Source organism: Psychrobacter sp. 4Bb, assembly GCF_002836735.1.
Lineage (GTDB): Bacteria > Pseudomonadota > Gammaproteobacteria > Pseudomonadales > Moraxellaceae > Psychrobacter.
This window is the reverse complement of record NZ_PJAS01000041.1, coordinates 1-21870: the sequence shown is the minus strand read 5'-3', so window position 1 is coordinate 21870 and position 21870 is coordinate 1. Positions and strand designations below refer to the sequence as shown.

The 21870-nt window shown below is 44.7% G+C and carries 16 protein-coding genes; 9 read left to right on the top strand and 7 right to left on the bottom strand.

What is annotated here, in order from left to right; genetic code table 11:
* Positions 1-32: 32 nt before the first annotated feature.
* Together CXF60_RS01555 and CXF60_RS01550 are read right to left on the bottom strand one after the other, a co-directional pair.
* The gene (locus CXF60_RS01555) at positions 33-2336 is read right to left on the bottom strand and encodes a FepA family TonB-dependent siderophore receptor (protein ID WP_102090500.1); all 2304 of its coding nucleotides are present in this window, start codon (positions 2334-2336) and stop codon (positions 33-35) included.
* 892 nt (positions 2337-3228) lie between these two features.
* Complete coding sequence (locus tag CXF60_RS01550; RefSeq protein WP_102090499.1) at positions 3229-5301, bottom strand: TonB-dependent receptor domain-containing protein; 2073 nt, start codon at positions 5299-5301, stop codon at positions 3229-3231.
* A gap of 501 nt (positions 5302-5802) precedes the next feature.
* Between CXF60_RS01550 and CXF60_RS01545 the strand changes: the two genes are divergently transcribed.
* The 5 genes from CXF60_RS01545 (at position 5803) to CXF60_RS01525 (ending at position 10323) form a co-directional block, all read left to right on the top strand.
* Positions 5803-6078, top strand: a complete 276-nt coding sequence (locus tag CXF60_RS01545) for a Trp family transcriptional regulator (protein ID WP_102090498.1) — start codon at positions 5803-5805, stop codon at positions 6076-6078.
* A gap of 100 nt (positions 6079-6178) precedes the next feature.
* Positions 6179-7597, top strand: a complete 1419-nt coding sequence (locus tag CXF60_RS01540; protein WP_102090497.1) for an anthranilate synthase component I family protein — start codon at positions 6179-6181, stop codon at positions 7595-7597.
* A gap of 72 nt (positions 7598-7669) precedes the next feature.
* Positions 7670-8317 (top strand): anthranilate synthase component II, encoded by a 648-nt coding sequence (locus CXF60_RS01535; protein ID WP_102090496.1) that lies wholly within the window; start codon positions 7670-7672, stop codon positions 8315-8317.
* 18 nt (positions 8318-8335) lie between these two features.
* On the top strand, positions 8336-9001 hold the full coding sequence (locus tag CXF60_RS01530) for a lysozyme inhibitor LprI family protein (protein ID WP_180958061.1): 666 nt from the start codon (positions 8336-8338) through the stop codon (positions 8999-9001).
* Between the two features lie 368 nt (positions 9002-9369).
* On the top strand, positions 9370-10323 hold the full coding sequence (locus CXF60_RS01525) for a DMT family transporter (protein ID WP_102090494.1): 954 nt from the start codon (positions 9370-9372) through the stop codon (positions 10321-10323).
* 113 nt (positions 10324-10436) lie between these two features.
* Here CXF60_RS01525 and CXF60_RS01520 read toward each other — a convergent pair whose 3' ends face one another.
* From CXF60_RS01520 to CXF60_RS01505, 4 genes are all read right to left on the bottom strand, one after another.
* Positions 10437-11180, bottom strand: a complete 744-nt coding sequence (locus CXF60_RS01520) for an amino acid ABC transporter ATP-binding protein (protein ID WP_057761251.1) — start codon at positions 11178-11180, stop codon at positions 10437-10439.
* Positions 11181-11239: 59 nt separating this feature from the next.
* Positions 11240-11923, bottom strand: a complete 684-nt coding sequence (locus tag CXF60_RS01515; RefSeq protein WP_179797881.1) for an amino acid ABC transporter permease — start codon at positions 11921-11923, stop codon at positions 11240-11242.
* A 74-nt stretch (positions 11924-11997) separates the two neighbouring features.
* A complete protein-coding gene (locus CXF60_RS01510; RefSeq protein ID WP_102090493.1) occupies positions 11998-12834 on the bottom strand; it encodes an amino acid ABC transporter substrate-binding protein in 837 nt (278 codons plus the stop codon).
* Between the two features lie 429 nt (positions 12835-13263).
* Positions 13264-14037: a UTRA domain-containing protein gene (locus tag CXF60_RS01505; protein ID WP_102090492.1), complete on the bottom strand. Its 774-nt coding sequence runs from the start codon at positions 14035-14037 to the stop codon at positions 13264-13266.
* A 385-nt stretch (positions 14038-14422) separates the two neighbouring features.
* Between CXF60_RS01505 and hutU the strand changes: the two genes are divergently transcribed.
* The 4 genes from hutU (at position 14423) to hutI (ending at position 20195) form a co-directional block, all read left to right on the top strand.
* Complete coding sequence (gene hutU / locus CXF60_RS01500) at positions 14423-16141, top strand: urocanate hydratase (RefSeq protein ID WP_102090491.1); 1719 nt, start codon at positions 14423-14425, stop codon at positions 16139-16141.
* 62 nt (positions 16142-16203) lie between these two features.
* Positions 16204-17766 (top strand): histidine ammonia-lyase, encoded by a 1563-nt coding sequence (hutH, locus tag CXF60_RS01495; protein ID WP_102090490.1) that lies wholly within the window; start codon positions 16204-16206, stop codon positions 17764-17766.
* A 23-nt stretch (positions 17767-17789) separates the two neighbouring features.
* Positions 17790-18833 carry a formimidoylglutamase gene (gene hutG, locus CXF60_RS01490; RefSeq protein ID WP_102090489.1) on the top strand — a complete coding sequence of 348 codons (1044 nt, stop codon included), beginning with the start codon at positions 17790-17792 and terminating at the stop codon, positions 18831-18833.
* A 78-nt stretch (positions 18834-18911) separates the two neighbouring features.
* Complete coding sequence (gene hutI / locus CXF60_RS01485) at positions 18912-20195, top strand: imidazolonepropionase (RefSeq protein ID WP_180958062.1); 1284 nt, start codon at positions 18912-18914, stop codon at positions 20193-20195.
* Positions 20196-20310: 115 nt separating this feature from the next.
* Here hutI and gdhA read toward each other — a convergent pair whose 3' ends face one another.
* Positions 20311-21657, bottom strand: a complete 1347-nt coding sequence (gene gdhA, locus CXF60_RS01480; protein WP_102090487.1) for an NADP-specific glutamate dehydrogenase — start codon at positions 21655-21657, stop codon at positions 20311-20313.
* Positions 21658-21870 lie beyond the last annotated feature (213 nt).

Here is a 21870-nt window from a genome sequence, read left to right as displayed (position 1 = left end):
TTTTCTAACTTAACAAACCCTGTGTCTACCTCCTAAAAATCAACGCTAACATCAAACACATAAGTACGGCCAGGCTCATTAAAAGTACGTGCACCAGCATTCGTAGCGGTACCCTCACGATAAACACCCGTATCAAATAAGTTTTTGACACCAGCACCAACCGTAATCGCGTTTGTCAAATCATAGCGAGTGCTCACGTTAGCAATGGCATACGGCTCGCGATCAAGCAACGGGTCATCACTATCATCTCCCGTCGTCGCTGAAATCGTTGGGGCTTCAATCGTGCCATAGTAGCTCACATCAAAACCAGCATTCCACTGAGGCGTGATATCCCAATCGACACCCGTGTTTACAGTGAACTTAGGAATGAGCGATAATGGCTCGCCATTGTCTTTACGCTCAGAGCGGATGTTACCAGTGATATTAGAAGACCATCTTACATTGTCAGTGACTGGTACTTGTACAAAGCCTTCTAAACCTTCAACAATTGCTTCACCTTGATTGTCCCATTGAAAGATAGAACGATCTGTCGCCGTATCTACCGCCACACGATCCGTACCAGCGCCAATGCGGTTATCATAGGCATTGTGGTAATAAGTCAAGCCAGCATTCAATCCAGTACCATCATCATAAGTAAAGGTCAACTCTTTGTTCCAAGAAGTTTCATTTTCTAGATCAGAATTACCCAAAACATGACACCCTCCACCTCTGTTTTCATTTTTCACGTATTGTGGACAGCCATAACCACGAGTGTAGTAAATGTAATTTGGGTCAAGCTGGTATAGCGATGGCGCTTTAAATGCACGACTGACACCCGCCTTCACTGACCAATCAGGGCTAAAATGCCAAGTAGTATTGATACTAGGCGACCAGTTACTGCCAGCTTCACTATGATAGTCAAAACGTAAGCCTGGCGTGACATACCAATCAGGCGTGATCTCATAGTTATCTTCTAAATAAGCACCGACGAGGTAGGCATCTGAGGTCGGATCGCGCTTGTCAGGATCGGTCTCTACATCACCAAACTCAAAACCATCCTCAAATGTCATATCAGATACCACAGGGTTATCCAGCTTTTCACCGCGGAACTCTGCACCAGCCGTCAAGGTATGACGGTCAAAATAAATATCCCACTCTGATTTGGCATTTAACGTGTCGTAAGTCGCCTCTGTCCACTCAAACTCCTCGCCGTCGTCAGGTAGCTGAATTTGACCTTCGCCACCACCCGCACTACCTTCACCCAAGCGCTCATTAATTGTCCGAGTATACTCAATGAAACTGTTACTACTGGCATCATCATACTCGCCGCGATGCGTGATCGCCGCGCCATAGCGCTGCATCTTATTGGTTGTTTCACCTTCTAATTCGTCTATCAACGTTTCATTCACGGTTTGGAACAGCGAGTCACCCGCCCAGCGATTCTCTTGGCGACTATAATTGACCTCAACGCCGACCGTATTCATCGCATCCATTGCGTATTCAAACAACTGACGCACATCGATATTTTCGACACCTTCAGTACCTGCTGCTACTGAGTCATCTAGCGCTTCGGCTGCATTAATAGAGGGATCATCTGCTTCACTGTCGTGATATCCAAGGGTAGTACGCGAGGACAGCTTGTCAGTTAAAGGACCTGACATATTGATATTGGTACGCCAGCTACTGCCTTCTAGATCGCTCTCTGGTGCCTCATAGTGACCACTGATAGAAAACTCTGGCTCAGTCGGGCTCTTAGTAATGATATTTACCACGCCGCCCATACTACCAGAGCCATAACGGGCTGCTGCGGGACCCCGCAATACTTCGATACTCTCGATAGCGCCTGGTGGTACCCACTGCGAGTCACCACGCGTGTCTTGCTCACTGCCACGACTAGGACGTGAAGAGTTACGAGAAGTGACAGGACGACCATCGATCAAGATAAGCGTGTTGTTTGGTCCCATACCACGCAAATCGATTTGACGCTGGTTACCACGCTGACCTGACGTTGATGACCCTGATAGATTTACACCTGGCATCTTACGGACAATCTCTGAAATATCATTAGAAACTGATGCTTTTTCGATGGCCTCTTCACTAATAATAGACAGCCCTGCTGCTTGTTCTAGCTCGTCCCTTGCTGCCCGCACCACAATTGTATCCAATGTAGCTGTAGGCACAGCTTCTTGGTCGGTCGCCCCTTGCACAGCTACCTCATCACCCTCGGCAGCAAAAGCGGTACTACTAAGAATAGAAGTCACAGCGATACTTAGTAAAAGCTTACCAGTCACGACGCGTTGAAGTTTTTTTGGAGAAGTGATGACTGAGAAATCAGAGCAACCTGATTGGTTTGACATAAGTAATATTCCTTGAAGCGCACAATTTCGTTAATACCTGTTTATCTCATCGTCAGTGAATGGTTTCAGCCACTTTTTATGCAATGCTTCGGATGCATTCTCGGTGCAAGTACACATAAATAAACGTTTAAAATTGACATACGATTGTCGAATAGACGTGTCCGTAAATATATGTGTTATAAAAACATGACTAAAATATCGCCAAGCGGCTTAGCTATTGAGAGTAAACGAATAAGGGTATGTACTGAGTAGGGTTAAAAGTTTGATGACGCTGTAACTGTCATTAATTATCCAATGAATTAAATATCTAGCGTAAAAAAGTCTCTATAAATAGAATAGAGCAAAGAGCCATTAACTGTTCTGTAATGAACGAAACACACTTTAGCAAGATACATATAATAATGCAAACATTAATGATAATTATTATCATTAATGTTTGCATTATTATATTCGGTTCAGTTAACAGTTTAATTAATACTTAATATCTTTATAGAAATGCCTGATAGTTTCAGTTGTATAAGCACTACACTGTCAAACCTTATCGATATTTCCAATATGATAATTCGGCCAGTTAGAAACATTATACGTCAGATTCAAAATTTTGAAGTTTACTTACTCTATGCCCGTATTCACTCACAACTATTTTCTGATAATTTGAAAGATATAAATGAGCTTCGATGATAGCTCGCTGTTGTTTAGAGTATTGGCATAGTGCTCGCATAAGATTTAACTCATATGCTATTTATACGGTAGCCTCACCTTCTACCAAACGAGCAACTTAACATCTACTCTTAGATAAATCGCACTCTCAAAAATCTCGTAAAAAAAGCCAGCTACCATGTAAGACAGCTGACTTTATAAGTACGATTAGACTTAAATTCGATAAGCTAGATTAGAACTGATAAGTTAAAGACGTTTTGATATTACGTCCCATCTCAAAATCAGTATAGTCATCATCGATAGAGTTACGCGATGCATGGCTTGCATAAGTCTCATCAAAGATGTTGTATACACCTAGTGTGGCTTTTAAACCTTCGATTTGAGTTGGCGTGTAAGTCATAAAGATATCGTGCACGTCATAGCCTGGTTTTTCGTTGTCATCATCAGCGGTATTCGGTGTCACATCGGCGACGTAAGTACTGCGCCAGCCAAGCTCAGTAGTGTTGGTTGGAGCGTAACCCAAGTTGACCATATACTTATCGCCAGACTCAGAGCCACTACCACTGACAGAAGAGATATTGTAACCTGTATCTTCGCCTTTGCTACGTGCACGAGCATAGCTTAGACCCATGTTGAAGTTATCTGCGCGATAGTCGGCCGATAGCTCTACGCCTTTGATTTTGAAATCTTCGTCATTATTAATGACACCTTGGCAGCTGCCGTTTAATTGTCCAGTCGCACAATCCAAACCAACTCTACCATTACCTGCACGTACAAACTCAATATAGTTTTCGATATTGGTTTCAAAGTATTTAGCACTTAGTTTTAAAGAGTCATCAGCCACTGTTAGACCACGCAGCGTTGTAGCAATACCGACTTCTGCATTGTCACCTTCTTCTGCTTTTAGGTCATTGTTCACATACGTATCAGCGCCATCGGTGTTAAAAATCGTTTGGCTAAGATCTGGACCATTAAATAACTGCGTATAGCTTGCAAATAGCTGAGTACGCGGTGCAATCTCATAGCTAGCAGCCAATGCGCCAACGACATTGTCATAAGTCTTGCCAGCCGATACATACTCTGGAGACTCATAACGGTCATAACGGACGCCTGGCGTTAAGCTAAGCTTACCCATTTGCCATTGGTCTTCTAGATACACTGAAGTATTGGTTGCCTCATCAGTGCTCGCATTACCAAAGTCACGTGTCATCTCAGATTCTTTTTTGTAATGCTCAACCCCAGCGATGAACTTATGAACCCCTGGCACACCATTGATAATACTACTATCGATGATACTGGTGTTTTGTACTTTTGCACCTCTGGTTTTGACTTCTGCATCAAACTCAAACCCAGGTACGCCATCAGAGTTACGCAAAATCTGCGTGCTGGTCTGATATACATTGGCGTCTACATTGACCAACTGGTTGGCAGGACTATATGCGTAGTCAAGCGCATAGGTATCACGTTTGACTTCCTGCGGGATGATTGGGTTCCAGCCACCAGCAGGAAAATCTGGACGCAATGGGAACTTGCCTTTGTTTTCGGTACGGCTAAAGCTAGCGCCTACATGATGATCACTACCGACATAAGCACCAGCTTTTAATAGGATGTTTTCGCCTTCGCTGTCTTCCGTTTGGATTTTACGGCCTTTACCGTCTTCACCAGCGTCCGCATTGCGTTTGCCATAATAAGCCAGTAAATCAATATTTTCTGTTGGCGCACCATACACAGTAGCTGAAGTTAGCAGTTCATCATTGTTGCTAGCATAACCTGTATGCAGCTTAGCACCGACCTTTTGACCTGGCTTGAGTAAATCTGCCGCGTCGACTGTCTCAAAAGCAACCGCACCGCCGATAGCATCATTGCCTAGCGTCACTGAGTTATTGCCTACCGACACCTCTGCTTGTTTTAGCAGATCTGGATCAATCGTGACATCACCCATGTGGTAGAACAACGCGCCTTCTTGACGTGCGCCATCAATCGTGACTTTTAGGTTGGTATCATCAAGACCACGTACACGAATACGTTGGTTGACCGATGAGGTACCGCCCACGCTTACCCCTGGCACAACGTCCAGAAAATCGCTCAAATGGCTGGCTTGTGCAGCTGGGGTGTAGTCATCTATGTAGACAGAGTCTTCTTGTACAGCGTCACGTACTGAGCTATTCGCTGTTACAGTGATCGTCTGTAATGTCGTGTTTGGCATATCTGCTGCTGTTGCAGCGCTGGCAGCTTGCGTCCACAATACAGCGGCGACACCGATAGACAATACTGTCAATTGACTAGATAACTTTACTTCGCGCATAACACATTTACTCACTTTGTTTACTGTCAGAAATTAGAATTTTTAGAATTATTTTTAAAGGCTATCGTCAAACAACCTTTAAAATAGTGCCCACCAGAAGATTAAATACCTTAAAACACTTAACTCATCGTGCGAATAACATGATTAATGTTAATGATAATAATTAGCGTTTAAATAATGAGAGGCATAATAACGAAGTATTAACAATTTGGCAATAATTAATATAATAAATCCTCAATTTTAGCTTTTAATATGCTGACAAAGTGCAAAAATGCTTCGATACTAACTGTAAATATGTTATTCAGCATGAGTCTGAATAACTATTAAGGCTATATGCGATAAGGCGTAGAAACTCATCACGTCTATAGCAGGCTGCTATTAACTTAGCTCATGACTTGTTTTTCTTGTACTACTGTACTAGAATACTGAAACAAGATAGTTCTCAGCGAAAAATCGCTCGATGAGCGACTTATCTATTTTCTTTGGCTAAGATTACCTATTATGACTACCGATCCTTATCAGAGCTTAGTGAAACATTTGACCAACTGTACTGATAGCACAGATATCGAAAAGCTGCTCAGTGCCCTGCTGACGGATAAAGAACAGCATGACATCGCCAATCGTATTCGCATTTTTGACTTGCTAGATCGTGGCATCACCCAACGTGATATCTCTGAGCAACTAGGTGTTGGTATCGCCACTGTCTCTCGCGGTGCCAAGGCCAAGCAAAGCCATGATGTCAGCGCGTTACTGGCCACTCATAGAGACTGCTCTTAGCCTCTAACGACGATACTATCTAGCTTTTCACTGACGAAACTTATACTTATTAATCGACACTTATTAATCAACACATATTTGAACCATTTCGGACTTTGTTATGACCTCTAGTACTCGCACACAGACCAAACCTGCTCCTATCGATATTCCAAGCAAACCACAACGCATCAAACTGACGCAAGATATCGATTTTTTTGCATTATTCAAACGTATTGAAAGCGCGTTTGATACCTGCTATTTGCTCGAATCATTGGGTGAAGACAGCCACATCTCGCGCCATCATGCGATTGGCTTTGACCCTGTGACGACTATCGCCGCATTAGACCGCAATACGCTTGCGATTACCGACAATAAAGCTGCTGAAACAAGCCATTATCAAACTGACAACCCTTATCAGCTACTGCGTGACATAACGCCGCAGCATGTCATCGCTCGCGATCAAAGCGGTGGTCTAGTCGGGTATTTGGGTTATGACTGCGTGAACTTCTTTGAACCTAGCCTTAATGCAAAAGCCAGTGAAGACTTTGAACCATTTAAGTTTGGCGTGTATCTAGATGGATTGACCCTAGATAAGATGACTGGGGAAATCTTTTACTTTTATTACCCCACCGCTCAGCAAGAAAACCGCATCGAGCAAATTAAAGCCCTACTCGATGAGCCAACGCCTAGTTATGAAGCGCCTAAAGTTGAATTTTTAGGTGATGGCATGAGCCAAGAAGAGCATGCCAATGTCGTTATGCAAGTTAAAGAAGACATCATCTCGGGGCGTATCTTTCAGTGTGAGGTCGGATTTAAATCCAAATATCGTATTGCGGGCGATAAGATGCCGATTTATGAAAAGCTGCGCGCGGTCAATCCGTCACCGCATATGTACTTTATGAAATTTGCCCAGCAGTGCATTATCGGTGCCTCACCTGAACTGTTATTTCGCTTACGTCAAGGCGAGATGGAAACGTATCCACTGGCAGGCACTGCCAAGCGCGGTGCGGACGTAATCGAAGACCGTAAGCTTGCCCGCGCCTTGCTCAACGATGACAAAGAGATTGCCGAGCACAACATGCTAGTCGATTTGCATCGCAATGATATTGGCCGTGTGGCACGATTTGGTACGGTAAAAGTACGTAGCTTGATGGACATCAAACGCTTCTCTCACGTACAGCATATCTCTTCTGAAATCGTTGGTATCCTGCATCCTAACGAAGATATGTTTAGTGCTCTTGCCAGCAACTTCCCTGCTGGGACGCTATCAGGCGCACCCAAGGTAGAAGCCATCAAAGTCATTAACGAGCTAGAGCCTGATGGTCGCGGTGCTTATGGCGGTGCATTAGGCTCGTTCAATTTTAATGGTGATTGTATCTTTGCCATTCCTATTCGCAGTCTGTTTATCAATGGCGAGTCTGCCTACGCTCAAACTTGCGGCGGTAACGTTTACGACTCAAACCCAGCCGATGAATACTTAGAGATTCAGCGTAAACTGTCAGCGATGAAAGTCGTGTTAGACAGCTTTATGCAATCATAACGGATACCAAACGTACTGCATAAATTGACCATATTTTACCTAGCTGTATTTTTACAAAAGAGTTTATGACCCATGAATGTTTTAATTATCGATAACTACGACTCGTTTACCTTCAATCTCTACCAATACGTGGGCGAGATTTTGCAAACCTTAGACAGTGATAAAGAGGCCAGCGTCATCGTTAAACGCAATAACGAAATCACCCTAGCAGATGTGCAAGCGATGAATCTTGATAGAATTATCATTTCACCTGGCCCTGGCTCCCCTGACGATCCCGCGTACTTTGGTATCTGTAGCGAGGTCATTGAAACACTAGGCAAAACTGTGCCGCTACTAGGCGTTTGCTTGGGTATGCAAGGTATTGCTCATGTATTTGGCGGTGATGTGGTACGCGCTAGTGTGCCGATGCATGGCAAAGTCTCATCGATTCGCCATGATAATTCAGGTATCTATCAAGGCTTACCACAAGAGCTTGAGATCATGCGCTATCACTCACTGGTGGTAAAAGCCGACACCATCCCAAGCTGTCTGACGATTACCTCAGTAGTCGCCAATGATAGCTGTGCTGAATTGAGCTTTGCTGAGTCAGCATTGACTGGTGATGAGATTATGGGACTGGCGCACAAAGAGTACCCAATTCAAGGCGTACAGTTTCATCCTGAGTCGTTTGCCACTGAGGGCGCTAAGCGATTGCTGAGTAATTTCTTGCTACAGGTATAAACCTATATGGCCGTCTCCATGTCTAGCTCAAGCCTAAATACCTCCAGCTTACTCAGACGTACTGCGTTGCTCTTGAGCTTAACGCTAGTGACATCTGTCAGTTCGGCTGTAGCTCCTGTACAGGCAAACTTTACCATGGGCATGGACATCCAAGGCCAACGTCTTAACCTTTATGAGAGATGTGCAGAAGGAAGCGTTACTTGCAACAATATGCTACTGGTCGCTCCCGATTTAGGACGACTATTGCAGACAACACCAGAATCTAGTAAGTCGCCCTACGCTGTCAAATACTACTCTGCGGAAACCAAGCATAGCTTATGTAAAGATGGCGTGACCCCGTGTCGATTTCAGAGTTATACCTTTGAGGGCGAAGATTTTGATGGGTTTATAGATACCTCGAACCATGAGATATCTATAAGAAGTAAATGGACAGTCGATACCTATAGTGCCACCTACAAAGAAAACGAGACTTATCTGCCATTAGCATCACAAGCTGATTTGGTTGATCAGATATATAACACGTCTGATAAAGCATTGAATGAAAGCTACAGAGTAACGCGAAATGAAGTCAGACGCCTGTACGGTGAGGATATGGCGGCTAATCTTAAAAAAGAGCAGACTCAGTGGATAAAACAGCGCTCAAAAAACTGCGGGGCTGATACGGATCATTTACCAAGAACCTAATTGGAAAAAGTGTGCTTTATTCAGCGAAATGCTCTCCGAGAGCAAACATTCTTTTTATGGATTGATTAACAGAGACTATAGAAATAAAAAAGTGATGCGAACACAAATATGATATGAGTTAATGATTCGATATTGTTTAAGTTATTTAGTAAACGCTAGCCATTTTTTAGCCATTTAAATGACTATTGATTGAATTTAGCACACGACCTAGTAGCCACTTATTATCTTTTAGTGATAGACTCAAAAGAACAAACAAAAGACAGCCTTTAATCAGGTTGTCTTTTCTTATTTTAGTATTGCTTGGAGAGATTGTATCAATAGCAATCTTACAACATCTTGTGTCACTTAGATCGTAAGAAGAAAACAGTATGGCAAACATCGACAACGGAATGACGACCCATTCGCATCAATCATGGCTAGGCACCATTCAAATCATCACGGCTGCTATTTGCTGGGGCACGTTGGGTATATTCTCGACTTACCTAAACCAAATTGGATTTAGTGGTTGGCAGGTAACGATATTACGCATTGTCACGGCGGCCTTTATCATCTTAGCCATGCTACCAACACTGTGGCCCCACCTTATCAAGTTACAGCCAAAACAATGGCTTGGACTGGCGATGCAGTCGTTGATAGGTGTCCTTGGCATGTCGGTCTGCTATTTTTTTGCGGTCAGTTATGTCGGTGCTGGCCCTGCCGTTGCCTTACTCTATACCGCGCCTGTATTTAGTTTATTATTTTCGAAGTTCTTACTGAGTGAGTCTATTACTCGGAAATCAGTTTTACTAGCATTGATGGCGGTGTTTGGCGTAGGCTTAACGATGCTAGGTGAGCAAGCAAAAGTTAACTGGGGGATTTTACTCGGTCTATCAGCAGGGATGTGCTATTCGTTATATGGTGTACTGGGCAAGCGCGCGATGCATTACGCTCACCCTGCCCCTCTGGTATTTTTCACTTCCATTATCATTAGTGCTGGCGTACTACTGCTCTTACCTGAGACCTATAACACTTATGAGCAGCTATTGAGTCTGCCCTTGATGACTTGGGGCTACGTTTTAGGATTGTCACTGCTGGGAACCGTCGTGCCATTTGGGCTATATATGAAGGCATTGGAAAAGCTGCCCGCCACTCGTGCATCGGTATTTACGATTTTTGAGCCATTGACTGCGATTGCACTCGCGATGCTATTACTGCATCAATCTTTGTCTTGGATTCAGTATTTGGGCGTGGCGCTTATCTTGCTGGCGGCGTTGTTAAATGCTGTGTTAAATGGCACTGCTACTCGTGTACCTCGCTGGTTAAAACAACGACAAAGGGCATAGTTTACTGTCTGTCCATTTGAGATACGTCCCATTTATTTCGATAAAAAAAGCCCCAACCATAGCATCATGATTGGGGCTTTTTTGTTTTATCACTTACGCAAAAACAAACTTTTTTACTGCTCAATACGTTGCAAAAATGCCTGCGTACGAGGATGCTTTGAGTCCTCAAACAGCTGCTTGGCACTGCCTTCTTCAACCACATGACCATCTTCAATCAGTACAACATGATCAGCAACGTCACGAGCAAAGTTAATTTCGTGAGTCACTACAACCATCGTCCAACCTTCAGAGGCGAGCTGCTTCATCGTCTCAAGCACATCCTGTACCAACTCTGGATCAAGCGCAGAGGTTGGCTCATCAAACAGTAACAATGACGGCTCAATAGCCAGCGCACGAGCAATACCAATACGCTGCTGCTGACCACCAGATAGCTGGAAAGGATAGAGATCCGCTTTGTCCGACAGTCCAACTTTCTCAAGTAGTACCAGTGCCTGCTCACGGGCTTGCGCTTTGCTCTGTCCTTGTACCACTGTAGGCCCAAGCATCAAGTTTTCAATGGCTGTCTTATGTGGAAACAAGTTATAAGACTGAAACACCATACCTGACTTACGCTGTAAGGCTAGTAGCGTTTTTTTGCTTGGCTTAGTCGCAAAGTCGACGCTCAAGCTATCGTCATCAAAAGCAATCACACCTTGATCAGGAATCTCTAGCGCATTTAAGCAACGCAAAAAAGTGGTTTTACCCGATCCTGAAGGTCCTAATATTACGACCACTTTGCCTTTGTTAATGGTCAAGTCGATGCCTTTTAACACCTGATTGCCACCAAAGGCTTTATGAATATTAGTGACTTTGATCATAAAAATTCCTGTTGTGCTAGGGCGTGTCTATTGGGCCATAATTTATTTTACTACGTAGCTTATTTTGCTACATAACGGTCTAGCCGAGTTTCAAGCTTGCCTTGGATAAAGGTCAAGAACAGACAAATACCCCAGTAGATAATCGCGGCTTCGGTATAGACCAACATAAACTCATAGTTACGAGCTGTGATAATCTGCGCTTGTTTGAACAGCTCAGTGACTAGCACCAGTGAAGCAAGTGAGGTATCTTTTACAAGACTGATAAAGGTATTAGACAACGGCGGCACCGATACTCGAAGCGCCTGCGGTAAAATCACATGGCGAAAAGTCTGTAGATACGTCAAACCAACCGTCGAGCCTGCTTCCCACTGTCCTTTTGGTATCGATAAAATAGAAGCACGCACTGTCTCCGATGCATACGCACCGATGTTCAGTGAGAACGCGATAATCGCTGAGGGAAAAGGATCGAGCTTCACCCCGACACTTGGCAGACCATAAAAAATAATAAACAGCTGAACCAGCATCGGTGTACCGCGAATGGCGGACACATAGACACGAGCGAGCCGATAAATGATTTCATGGAACCAAGTGGCACGCGGAATGATACGAATCAATGCCACTGTCAGTGCAATGGCCATACCAATCGCAAATGAGATCAATGCCAGCGGTATCGAATAATAGATACCGCCTTTGAGCATTGGCCAAAACGACGAGATGACAATCTGCGCTCGATCAGGACTCATAAATGGCAATACTGCCAATAAGTCCGCGAACCATGATGTAGACATTACAGAAGCTGACATGATAGAAACTGACATTATTTTTGTTGACTTATATCAGCACCAAAGAACTGTTCGCTAAGCTTGGTAAGTGTGCCTTCAGCCGCCAATTCAGCCATCGCTTCATCCAGTTTTGCTACGACTTCATCATCACCTTTGATAAGCACTAGACCTGAACCAGTTTGTTCACTAGCAGGTGCAGTTAATTTAATCTCAAGATCAGAATCTGGGAATTTTTTGAGATAATCCAATACCGCTAGATTGTCATTCATCGTAAAGTCAGCACGGTCCTGCTTCACTAATTGAATCGCTTGCGCCATACCATCGACAGGAACGATCTCTGCACCGTAACGCTCTGCAAGCTCACCATAGTTGCTGCTAAGTGATTGCGCCGTACGTAGGCCTTTTAGACCTTCCCACGAGCTATAACGGTTGTCATCAGTAGGTGCCAATACAACCGCACCTGACCAGCTATAAGCCATTGCTTTGTCATACTTTGCTTTACGCTCAGGCGTGGTCAAACTGACTTGGTTAGCCACCATATCAAAACGTTTTGAATCCAAACCAGCCAACATCGCATCCCATTGGGTTTCTTTAAACTCAATGTCTACGCCTAGTTTATCGGCTACTGCACGCGTTACTTCAACATCATAACCCGTTAGTTTGCCACTCTCATCATGGTACGTGAACGGAGGATAAGTACCCTCTGTACCGACGTTGATAGTGCCGCCGTTGTTGATACGTTGTAGCAAATCAGAACCGCCTGTTGCAGCGCTGTCAGTTGCACTGGTATCGGCTTCGTTGGTAGTAGATTGACCACAAGCGGCAAGGAACATGGTGCTGGCGGCAAGGGCTAAAAGAGTACGACGTTTCATAAGACGTCCTTATAAGAGTGAATGAATAAAGTAAAAACACATAATGCTAATAAAATATACGGTGCTAATAAATAGGACAAGCCGATACAGAAGAACAATATAAGCTCCTCTATGATATTCGGCTTTGGTTGCCCGATTTGAGGCTATTTGGGCTATTTTTCAATACTGTTTCTATATTATATTTTAATTTTTAACGATTGTTCAAATATTCTGACGACTTTAAGTAAGAGCAATTGCTATCTTATTAAATAGCAGCTTATGGATATAGTATCTCACTTTAGACAGAAAAACGTACAAAATCAGTGAGCATACGTAAGCTATAGTCAGTTCAATATAATTTCGATACAAGGAAACCGAGTGCAAGTTATACATTAGTATGCTTAGCGAGGATGACCATGTAGCGGATTTATATAGGCTTGACTATATCTGCTACAACTCGCCTGAGAACTGATAGCGATCTCCTGCATGCCACATTTTTACAAAGGTAACGACCTGACCAGCCGAATAGGTCTGTCGACGCAACACAAGCGTTGGTGACTGCGGCGCAATTTGCAAAAACTCAGCAATCTCATCTGGCGCTGCCAATGCTCGGATGGTATAGCTGCCACTCTCTAGAGGACTTTTAGCGATTAAGTAATCACTGGTATTGACCACACTAAAATCCTGGTCGATAAACTTCGGCACTTTTTTGGCATCGACCCAACGTTCTTCAAACTGTATGGGCTGACCATCGGCAAAATGAATAATTTTTACTTCATACAGGACAGCTTCATCACTAGCATCTGTCTGAGCGCTTGTATTAGCAGGCACAGACTCTTTATCAATCACAACCCCTTTATCAATACCAAACTTACGACGCAACTCATTATCGAGCATATCAGCCGTAATAGCACGCTTACTCACGACCTGTGCCTCATAGTCGCGATTGGCAGACTTTAAATCCTCAGCGATGTTGCGTACCTCAACAAACGTATGATTGAACTGCTGCTGCGCGACAAACGTGCCCGACCCTTGCCGACGCTCTAACACCCGCTCCTCGCTCAGCTCTTTTAGCGCACGGTTGACCGTCATTCTTGACACGCCAAACTCTTCAGCCAGTGCCATTTCTGTCGAAATTGCGTTGCCCGCTTGCCACTTACCAGAATGGATGTTGTCTAGTATGGCGTTTTTTATGCGTTGATACGCCGGAATCGTCTTTGTCATATCCGCCTTTGACCGTCAGTTTTGCTAATAGGAATGACCACATAATATCACGAGACCACCGTGCAAGCCTTAGTCAAAATGTCTGAGCGTTCAGTGTTGACTAGGGCGTTTTTCAACTCACTCGGTGTTATCTAAATCGACTGAGTAAATAACAAAAATAATCAGCTCATGAAAAAAACCCTTGCATGAAAAAAGTATCTTTGATAATTTGTATATACAAATATACAGCGGTGCTAGAAAATTTGCTTTATCGATTCGATATTTTTATGAATTTAGATGAATACTTAGTAGTAGATAAATACTTAGTAAATGAATATCTAGACTGACTGTAAGACACTTACTCTGATGACTTTATCGCCCTATTCGCTATCACAAGGATATGATCATGACTACTGACAACGGAACCAACAAAGAGACTAAACTGACTCGCCGCGATGAGAGCCGTAATATTGCTGCGCCTACCGGTAGCACGCTACATTGCAAAAGCTGGCTGACCGAAGCCCCTTATCGCATGCTGCAAAACAACCTGCATCCTGATGTAGCAGAAAACCCAAAAAGCCTAGTCGTGTATGGTGGTATCGGACGCGCAGCCCGTAACTGGGAAAGCTACGATCAAATCTTAGAGTCATTAAAAGAATTAGAAGATGATGAGACGTTGCTAGTACAGTCTGGTAAGCCAGTCGGCGTGTTTCAAACACATGAAAACGCACCACGCATATTGATTGCCAACTCCAACCTTGTACCGCGTTGGGCAACGTGGGAGCACTTCAACGAGCTCGATCGCAAAGACCTGTTTATGTACGGTCAAATGACTGCTGGTAGCTGGATTTATATCGGCACGCAAGGCATCGTCCAAGGTACGTATGAGACTTTTGTGGAAGCGGGTCGTCAGCATTATGACGGTAGCTGGGCGGGTCGTTGGATTTTAACCGCTGGTCTGGGCGGTATGGGCGGCGCGCAGCCACTAGCCGCAACTTTTGCGGGTGCAACGTCATTGAACATCGAATGTCAGCAGTCTAGTATCGATTTCCGTTTGCGCACGGGTTATGTCGACAAGCAAGCAGACGATCTTGACCATGCTTATGAGTTAATCAAACAACATACGGACGCGGGCGAAGCCGTCTCTATTGCTCTACTTGGTAATGCCGCAGATATCTTGCCTGAGATGGTCAAGCGTGCTAATGCTGGCGGTATGAAGCCTGACTTGGTCACCGATCAAACCTCAGCGCATGACTTGATCAATGGCTATCTACCAAGCGGTTGGACAGTAGAGGAATGGAAAGCTGCTCAAGAAGATCCAGAGCAACATGCAGCACTGACCAAAGCCGCTGCTCAGTCTTGTGCCGTACACGTCCAAGCGATTTTAGACTTGCAAGCGATGGACATTCCAGCGACTGATTACGGTAATAACATCCGTCAGGTCGCTTTTGATGAAGGGGTCAAAGATGCCTTTAATTTCCCAGGCTTTGTCCCTGCTTATATTCGTCCGCTATTTTGCCAAGGTAAAGGCCCGTTCCGCTGGGTAGCGTTATCAGGTGATCCAGAAGATATCTATAAGACTGATCAAAAAATCAAAGAGCTATTCCCTGAAAATAAACATATCCATCGCTGGTTAGATATGGCAAAAGAGCGTATTCAATTCCAAGGCTTGCCTGCTCGTATCTGTTGGCTAGGTCTTGGTGAGCGTGACAAAGCAGGTTTGGCATTCAATGAAATGGTCAAAAACGGTGAACTAAAAGGCCCAATCGTCATTGGTCGTGATCACTTAGACACGGGTTCTGTCGCTAGTCCAAACCGCGAAACAGAGAGCATGAAAGATGGCTCAGACGCCGTATCTGATTGGGCGCTATTGAACGGTATGCTAAATGTGGCTGGCGGCGCAACTTGGGTATCACTACATCATGGCGGCGGTGTCGGCATGGGCTATTCGCAGCATTCAGGTATGGTCATCGTAGCGGATGGCACGGACGCCGCGGCCAAACGCTTATCGCGAGTACTTGTCAATGATTGCGGCTCAGGGGTTATGCGTCACGCCGATGCAGGTTATGAGTTGGCGATTAAAACAGCGAAAGACTATGGTCTAAATCTGCCAATGGTCAAATAGTTCGAATCATTTTACTTTATAAAAATAAATAGCCAGATAACTATGCAACTAGGACTACCTATATGAACGACATCAAACAACTAACCCTACACCCTCGCCAGCTTAGCTTTGAGATGCTACGTGATATCTACGAGCAGCCTGTCATATTGACACTACCTGAGAGCGCTTATGAGGCGATAGATGCCTCGCACGAAGATGTACGTACCATCATTGCGCGAGATAAAAGCGCTTATGGTATCAATACTGGTTTTGGCTTACTTGCTAAGACACGTATCAGTGATGATCAGCTTGAGCTACTTCAGCGTAACCTAATCGTTTCTCACTCAGTGGGCACGGGTGAAGCTCTCCCTGCAGGCGTCGTACGACTAATTATGGTGATGAAAGTTGCCAGTCTGGCGCAAGGTGTTTCTGGTGTACGCCGCGAAGTGGTAGACAGTTTACTTGGCTTAATCAACAATCAAATCACACCCAATATTCCAGCCAAAGGTTCAGTTGGTGCATCTGGTGACCTAGCACCATTATCACATATGACGCTTGCGATGATGGGTGAAGGTGATGTGTTTGTCGCTGGTAAAAAAGTACCTGCTGCTGACGCCCTAGCACAGCATGGACTTGAGCCTATTACTCTTGCAGCCAAAGAAGGCCTTGCACTGATCAACGGTACGCAAGTCTCAACCGCACTGGCATTACGTGGTTATTTTTTAGCGCGTGACTTGCTTGAGACTGCGACCATTGTCGGCTCACTGTCGATTGATGCGGCCAAAGGATCAGACTCACCATTTGATGCACGTATTCACGAAGTACGTGGCCATCATGGTCAAATCGAAATCGCCAAAGCACACCGTCAGCTAATCAAAGGCAGTGCTATTCGTGCCTCACATGACGGTGAGCAAGACGATAGAGTTCAAGACCCTTACTGCCTGCGTTGTCAGCCGCAAGTCATGGGTGCCTGTCTCGATATCATCAACCAAGCAGGGAAAACGCTACTCATCGAATCCAATGCGGTAACAGACAACCCACTTATTTTCAATAACGAAGATGGGCCAGTTGCTATATCAGGTGGTAACTTCCATGCTGAGCCAGTCGCTTTTGCCGCTGACATCTTAGCCTTAGCAATCGCCGAGATTGGCTCGATGTCTGAGCGACGTATGGCTTTACTGATCGATGCAACCTTATCAGGTGGCTTACCGCCATTCTTGGTTGATAATGCTGGAGTCAACTCAGGCTTTATGATTGCTCATGTGACCGCCGCAGCACTGGCGTCAGAAAACAAATCTATCGCCCATCCTGGTAGCGTTGATAGTATCCCGACTTCTGCCAACCAAGAAGACCATGTGTCTATGGCGACCTATTGCGCACGACGCCTATACGAAATGGCACAAAACACTGCCACCATTATTGGTATTGAACTTCTGGCTGCTGGTCAAGGCATCGACTTCCATCACGGACTAGATACGTCAGAGCCTTTGACTGTGGCACATCAGAAACTACGTGAAAAAGTGACTTTCTATGACAAAGATCGCTACCTCGCCCCTGATATCGAAGCAGCTAAACAGCTGGTATTAGACGGTACGCTTGCTGAACATTGGCAAGAACTACGCAGCGATTGGTACGAGTCTAAATAAAGATCAATAAGCGGAGAGCAGCGATGACAATAGCGAGAACAGCAGCAACGACTACAAGTATTAGCCATACACCTGCTGATATGACCCAGTGGACAGGACGTGCAGAGCCATTTGAAACTACGCGTGCCCGCTATTGGTATCAGCTTGCTCAGCCTTATGAGGCTCAAAATATTGGGCTAATTGGTTTTGCATGTGATCAAGGCGTCAGACGCAATCAAGGCCGCGTAGGTGCTAGAGCTGCCCCGCCACTGATTCGTCGAGCATTTGCTACGCTGCCAGTCATCGCTGATTTACAACAACGTTCTGATAGTCAATTATCAACCTTATTGGGTGATGCTGGTGACATTCATTGTGATGATAATGACGACTTTGCCGAGAGCACCCTTGAGCAAGCTCAGCTCAAATATGCCGATGCAGTGAGCACTATCGTTAAGCAAGGTGGTCTACCCATTGGGCTTGGCGGTGGTCATGCCATTGCTTATGGTAGTTTTCTGGGATTATGGCAGGCCGTAGATAATACCAGAGAAACAAATGCCACGCCTACTATCGGAATTATTAATTTTGATGCTCATCTTGATATTCGTCAGTCTGATGTGGCGACTTCTGGTACACCGTTTCGCCAGATTGCCGAGCATCTTGACGCACACGTTCAGCCCTTTCATTATTGCTGTATTGGCGTCAGTCGCTTTTCTAATACGGCAGCTCTCTTTGATCGCGCTGAGCAACTGGGTGTACAGGTGATTAGTGATGAAGACTGTCATTATCAACCTTGGGACACCATTGCCGAGCAGGTCAAAAGCTTCATAGATCAGGTTGATATTATTTATCTCACTATTGATATGGACTGTCTCCCCTCTAGTGTCGTTCCGGGTGTGAGCGCACCTGCCGCTTACGGCATTGAACTAGGTTTCGTTGAGCGCATGGTCAAAACCATCATGGCATCAGGCAAAGTAAAAACGGTCGACATTGCTGAGATTAACCCTACTTTTGACGTTGATAGTCGTAGCTGCAAAGTTGCTGCTCGCTTACTAGCGACTATTGTAGAGCAGCATTTACTTAGCGCTTAAAAACATTAGCCTCCCAATAATTAGGAGCATATTATGAATGAATTAAAGAACTCCGTATCGAAAAACTCTACAGAACAGATGCTAGACGAGTCTACTATGACATCGTTTGATCAACTCATTATCAATGCCAACATTGCGACGTTTTCAGCGAACTATGGTTTCGATATTTACGATAATTCAGATGCTAATAATATCCCATATGGTCAGTTAGAGAACGCGGCTATCGGTATTAAAGACGGCAAGATTGCATGGATTGGGGCACAAGAGCAAATCACGACGCATCTGCCACATTATCAAGAAAATCAAGTCATAGACGTCGATGGTAAATGGATAACGCCTGGGCTCATCGATTGTCATACGCATATCGTTTATGGTGGCAACCGCAGCAATGAATTCGAAGCGCGTTTGCAAGGTGCCAGTTATCAAGACATTGCTACGCAAGGCGGCGGTATTGTCGCAACCGTGAGCGCGACCCGCGCGGCCAGTATTGAATCGCTATTTTCCCAAAGTGAAAAACGCCTAGTCGCACTTATGAAAGAAGGTGTCACCAGTATCGAAATCAAGTCTGGCTATGGCTTGGACTTAGACACGGAGCGCAAAATGCTTAGGGTCGCTCGTCAACTGGGAGAAAAATACGACATTCATGTGAGCACCACTTATCTAGCAGCGCATGCCCTACCCACTGATTACAAAGACCATGCAGATGACTATATTGAGCAAGTCTGCGAGTGGCTACCCATTCTGCATGCAGAGGGCTTGGTCGATGCGGTCGATGGGTTTTGTGAAAACATCGCCTTTAGCACAGAGCAAATCAGACGAGTGTTTGAGGTCGCACGCTCATTAGATCTACCAGTCAAACTGCACTCTGAGCAGCTGTCCGATATAGGTGGTAGTGCCTTAGTTGCTGAATATAAAGGGCTATCGAGCGATCATCTAGAGCATTTGTCAGAAGAAGACATCAAAAAAATGGCCGCTAGCAATACGGTTGCCGTGATATTACCTGGGGCGTTTTATACACTACGTGACACTAAGTTGCCGCCAATTAAAGCCTTGCGCAAACACAAAGTTCCTATGGCAATTTCAACCGATTGTAATCCTGGCACCTCACCGTTGACGTCGCTGTTATTGACGATGAATATGGGCTGCACACTGTTTTACCTCACGCCTGAAGAAGTACTGGCAGGCTCAACCGTTTATGCAGCACAAGCGTTAGGGCTGTCCAACAAAGGAAAAGTGGAAGTGGGCTGTGATGCTGATTTAGCGCTATGGGATATCGCTCGTCCTGCTGACTTGGCCTATCAGATGGGACTAAATCCTACCCAAGGCATTATGGTTCAAGGACAATGGCGCGAGACACTGTAATCAACCCACCTTTGTTTATCTCAATTAAAAAAGCCCCAATCATTCAGTGACTGGGGCTTTGCTATTTGTCCGTATGAACCAACCGCTAAGGCTTGTTTACCACTTATAAGTAAGACTAGTTCAAAATACCAAAAGCAACCAACGCATCAGCCACACGTTTGAAGCCAACCATATTGGCACCAGCCATATAATCGATATACCCATTGTCAGTTTGACCATATTGTTCTGAAGCATTCGCAGCACTGTCGTGGATATCTTTCATAATACCTTTTAGACGCTCATCGACTTGCTCAAAGGTTTGATATTGACGGACAGAGTTTTGCGACATTTCAAGCGCAGATACTGCTACCCCGCCCGCATTAGCAGCTTTACCAGGTGCATAATGAACACGGTGCAAACGGATATAATCAATTGCTTCCGCAGTGAGTGGCATATTAGCGCCTTCCACCACATACTTCACGCCATTTTCGACCAACAATTTGGCATCAGCTTCATTGACTTCATTTTGAGTAGCGCATGGAATCGCAATATCAGCTTCAAACTGCCACGGTTTCTGTTTGGCAAGCCACTCGCCACCATAAACATCAACATACTCTGCTAAAGGCTTGTTTTGCTGCTTTTGTTTTTTGAGCCAATCAATTTTTTCTTGATTGAGACCATTTTCATCATGCAACGTCCCTTGTGAATCAGAGACAGTTATTGCCATACCACCTAGCGCATTCACTTTTTCGGCAGCATGTAATGAGACATTACCTGCTCCTGATATCAGCACCTTTTTGCCTTGAAGCTTATCGTTCTGAGCGATGAGCATATTTTCTAAGAAGTAGACTGCACCGTAGCCAGTCGCCTCTGTACGCATCAAGCTGCCACCAAAGCCCACGCCTTTGCCAGTGATAACCCCTGTTGATTCGCGTGTTAAATTCTTATACATCGCAAACATATAGCTAACTTCTCGACCACCGACGCCGATGTCACCAGCAGGCACATCCATGTCTTTGCTCACGTAATGATGTAGCTCACGCATAAAGGCATAGCAAAAACGACGTATCTCACTGTCTGTTTTACCTTTAGGATCAAAATCTGACCCACCTTTACCGCCACCAATAGGCAAGCCAGTTAAGGCATTTTTAAAGATTTGCTCAAAGCCTAAGAACTTCAATACGGATTGATTGACGGTAGGATGGAATCTAAGACCGCCTTTGTAAGGGCCTAGAGCATTGCAAAACTGCACACGCCAACCACGATTGACTTGTACCACGCCTTGATCATCTTCCCAATTGATACGAAAGCCAAATACCCGATCAGGCTCTACCAAACGCTCGAATACCTTTAACGTACTATATTCAGGATGCGCATCGTATAAAGGTTGAATCGTAATTGCCACCTCTTTTACTGCTTGAATGAATTCGGGCTGATGGGCATAACGTGCTTCGACTTTTTGGATGGCTTCACTAATGCTCATGTATTTCTTCCTTAGGATAAAACTGGTGATAGTAATTATTTACATCGACGCTACAATATATTGAGTAAACAAAAGGATTATAAACGTTGATGTAAAACTGAAATCGCCCCTATACAAGATTATGTATAGAGACTGATAGGATCAAAAAAGCTGACTCAATTTGTATTTTTATAACGCATTTAGAAGTATCAACATTTATCCCCTCATGACTGT

What these genes read in the sequence shown, in the direction of transcription:
- CXF60_RS01535 (WP_102090496.1), top strand. Translation starts at nt 7,670, where the DNA reads ATGAATGTTTTAATTATCGATAACTACGACTCGTTTACCTTCAATCTC.
- CXF60_RS01510 (WP_102090493.1), bottom strand. Translation starts at nt 12,834, where the DNA reads ATGAAACGTCGTACTCTTTTAGCCCTTGCCGCCAGCACCATGTTCCTT.
- CXF60_RS01505 (WP_102090492.1), bottom strand. Translation starts at nt 14,037, where the DNA reads ATGACAAAGACGATTCCGGCGTATCAACGCATAAAAAACGCCATACTA.
- gdhA (WP_102090487.1), bottom strand. Translation starts at nt 21,657, where the DNA reads ATGAGCATTAGTGAAGCCATCCAAAAAGTCGAAGCACGTTATGCCCAT.
- CXF60_RS01515 (WP_179797881.1), bottom strand. Translation starts at nt 11,923, where the DNA reads ATGAGTCCTGATCGAGCGCAGATTGTCATCTCGTCGTTTTGGCCAATG.
- CXF60_RS01555 (WP_102090500.1), bottom strand. Translation starts at nt 2,336, where the DNA reads ATGTCAAACCAATCAGGTTGCTCTGATTTCTCAGTCATCACTTCTCCA.
- CXF60_RS01545 (WP_102090498.1), top strand. Translation starts at nt 5,803, where the DNA reads ATGACTACCGATCCTTATCAGAGCTTAGTGAAACATTTGACCAACTGT.
- CXF60_RS01550 (WP_102090499.1), bottom strand. Translation starts at nt 5,301, where the DNA reads ATGCGCGAAGTAAAGTTATCTAGTCAATTGACAGTATTGTCTATCGGT.
- hutI (WP_180958062.1), top strand. Translation starts at nt 18,912, where the DNA reads ATGCTAGACGAGTCTACTATGACATCGTTTGATCAACTCATTATCAAT.
- hutU (WP_102090491.1), top strand. Translation starts at nt 14,423, where the DNA reads ATGACTACTGACAACGGAACCAACAAAGAGACTAAACTGACTCGCCGC.
- CXF60_RS01530 (WP_180958061.1), top strand. Translation starts at nt 8,336, where the DNA reads ATGTCTAGCTCAAGCCTAAATACCTCCAGCTTACTCAGACGTACTGCG.
- hutG (WP_102090489.1), top strand. Translation starts at nt 17,790, where the DNA reads ATGACAATAGCGAGAACAGCAGCAACGACTACAAGTATTAGCCATACA.
- CXF60_RS01520 (WP_057761251.1), bottom strand. Translation starts at nt 11,180, where the DNA reads ATGATCAAAGTCACTAATATTCATAAAGCCTTTGGTGGCAATCAGGTG.
- hutH (WP_102090490.1), top strand. Translation starts at nt 16,204, where the DNA reads ATGAACGACATCAAACAACTAACCCTACACCCTCGCCAGCTTAGCTTT.
- CXF60_RS01525 (WP_102090494.1), top strand. Translation starts at nt 9,370, where the DNA reads ATGGCAAACATCGACAACGGAATGACGACCCATTCGCATCAATCATGG.
- CXF60_RS01540 (WP_102090497.1), top strand. Translation starts at nt 6,179, where the DNA reads ATGACCTCTAGTACTCGCACACAGACCAAACCTGCTCCTATCGATATT.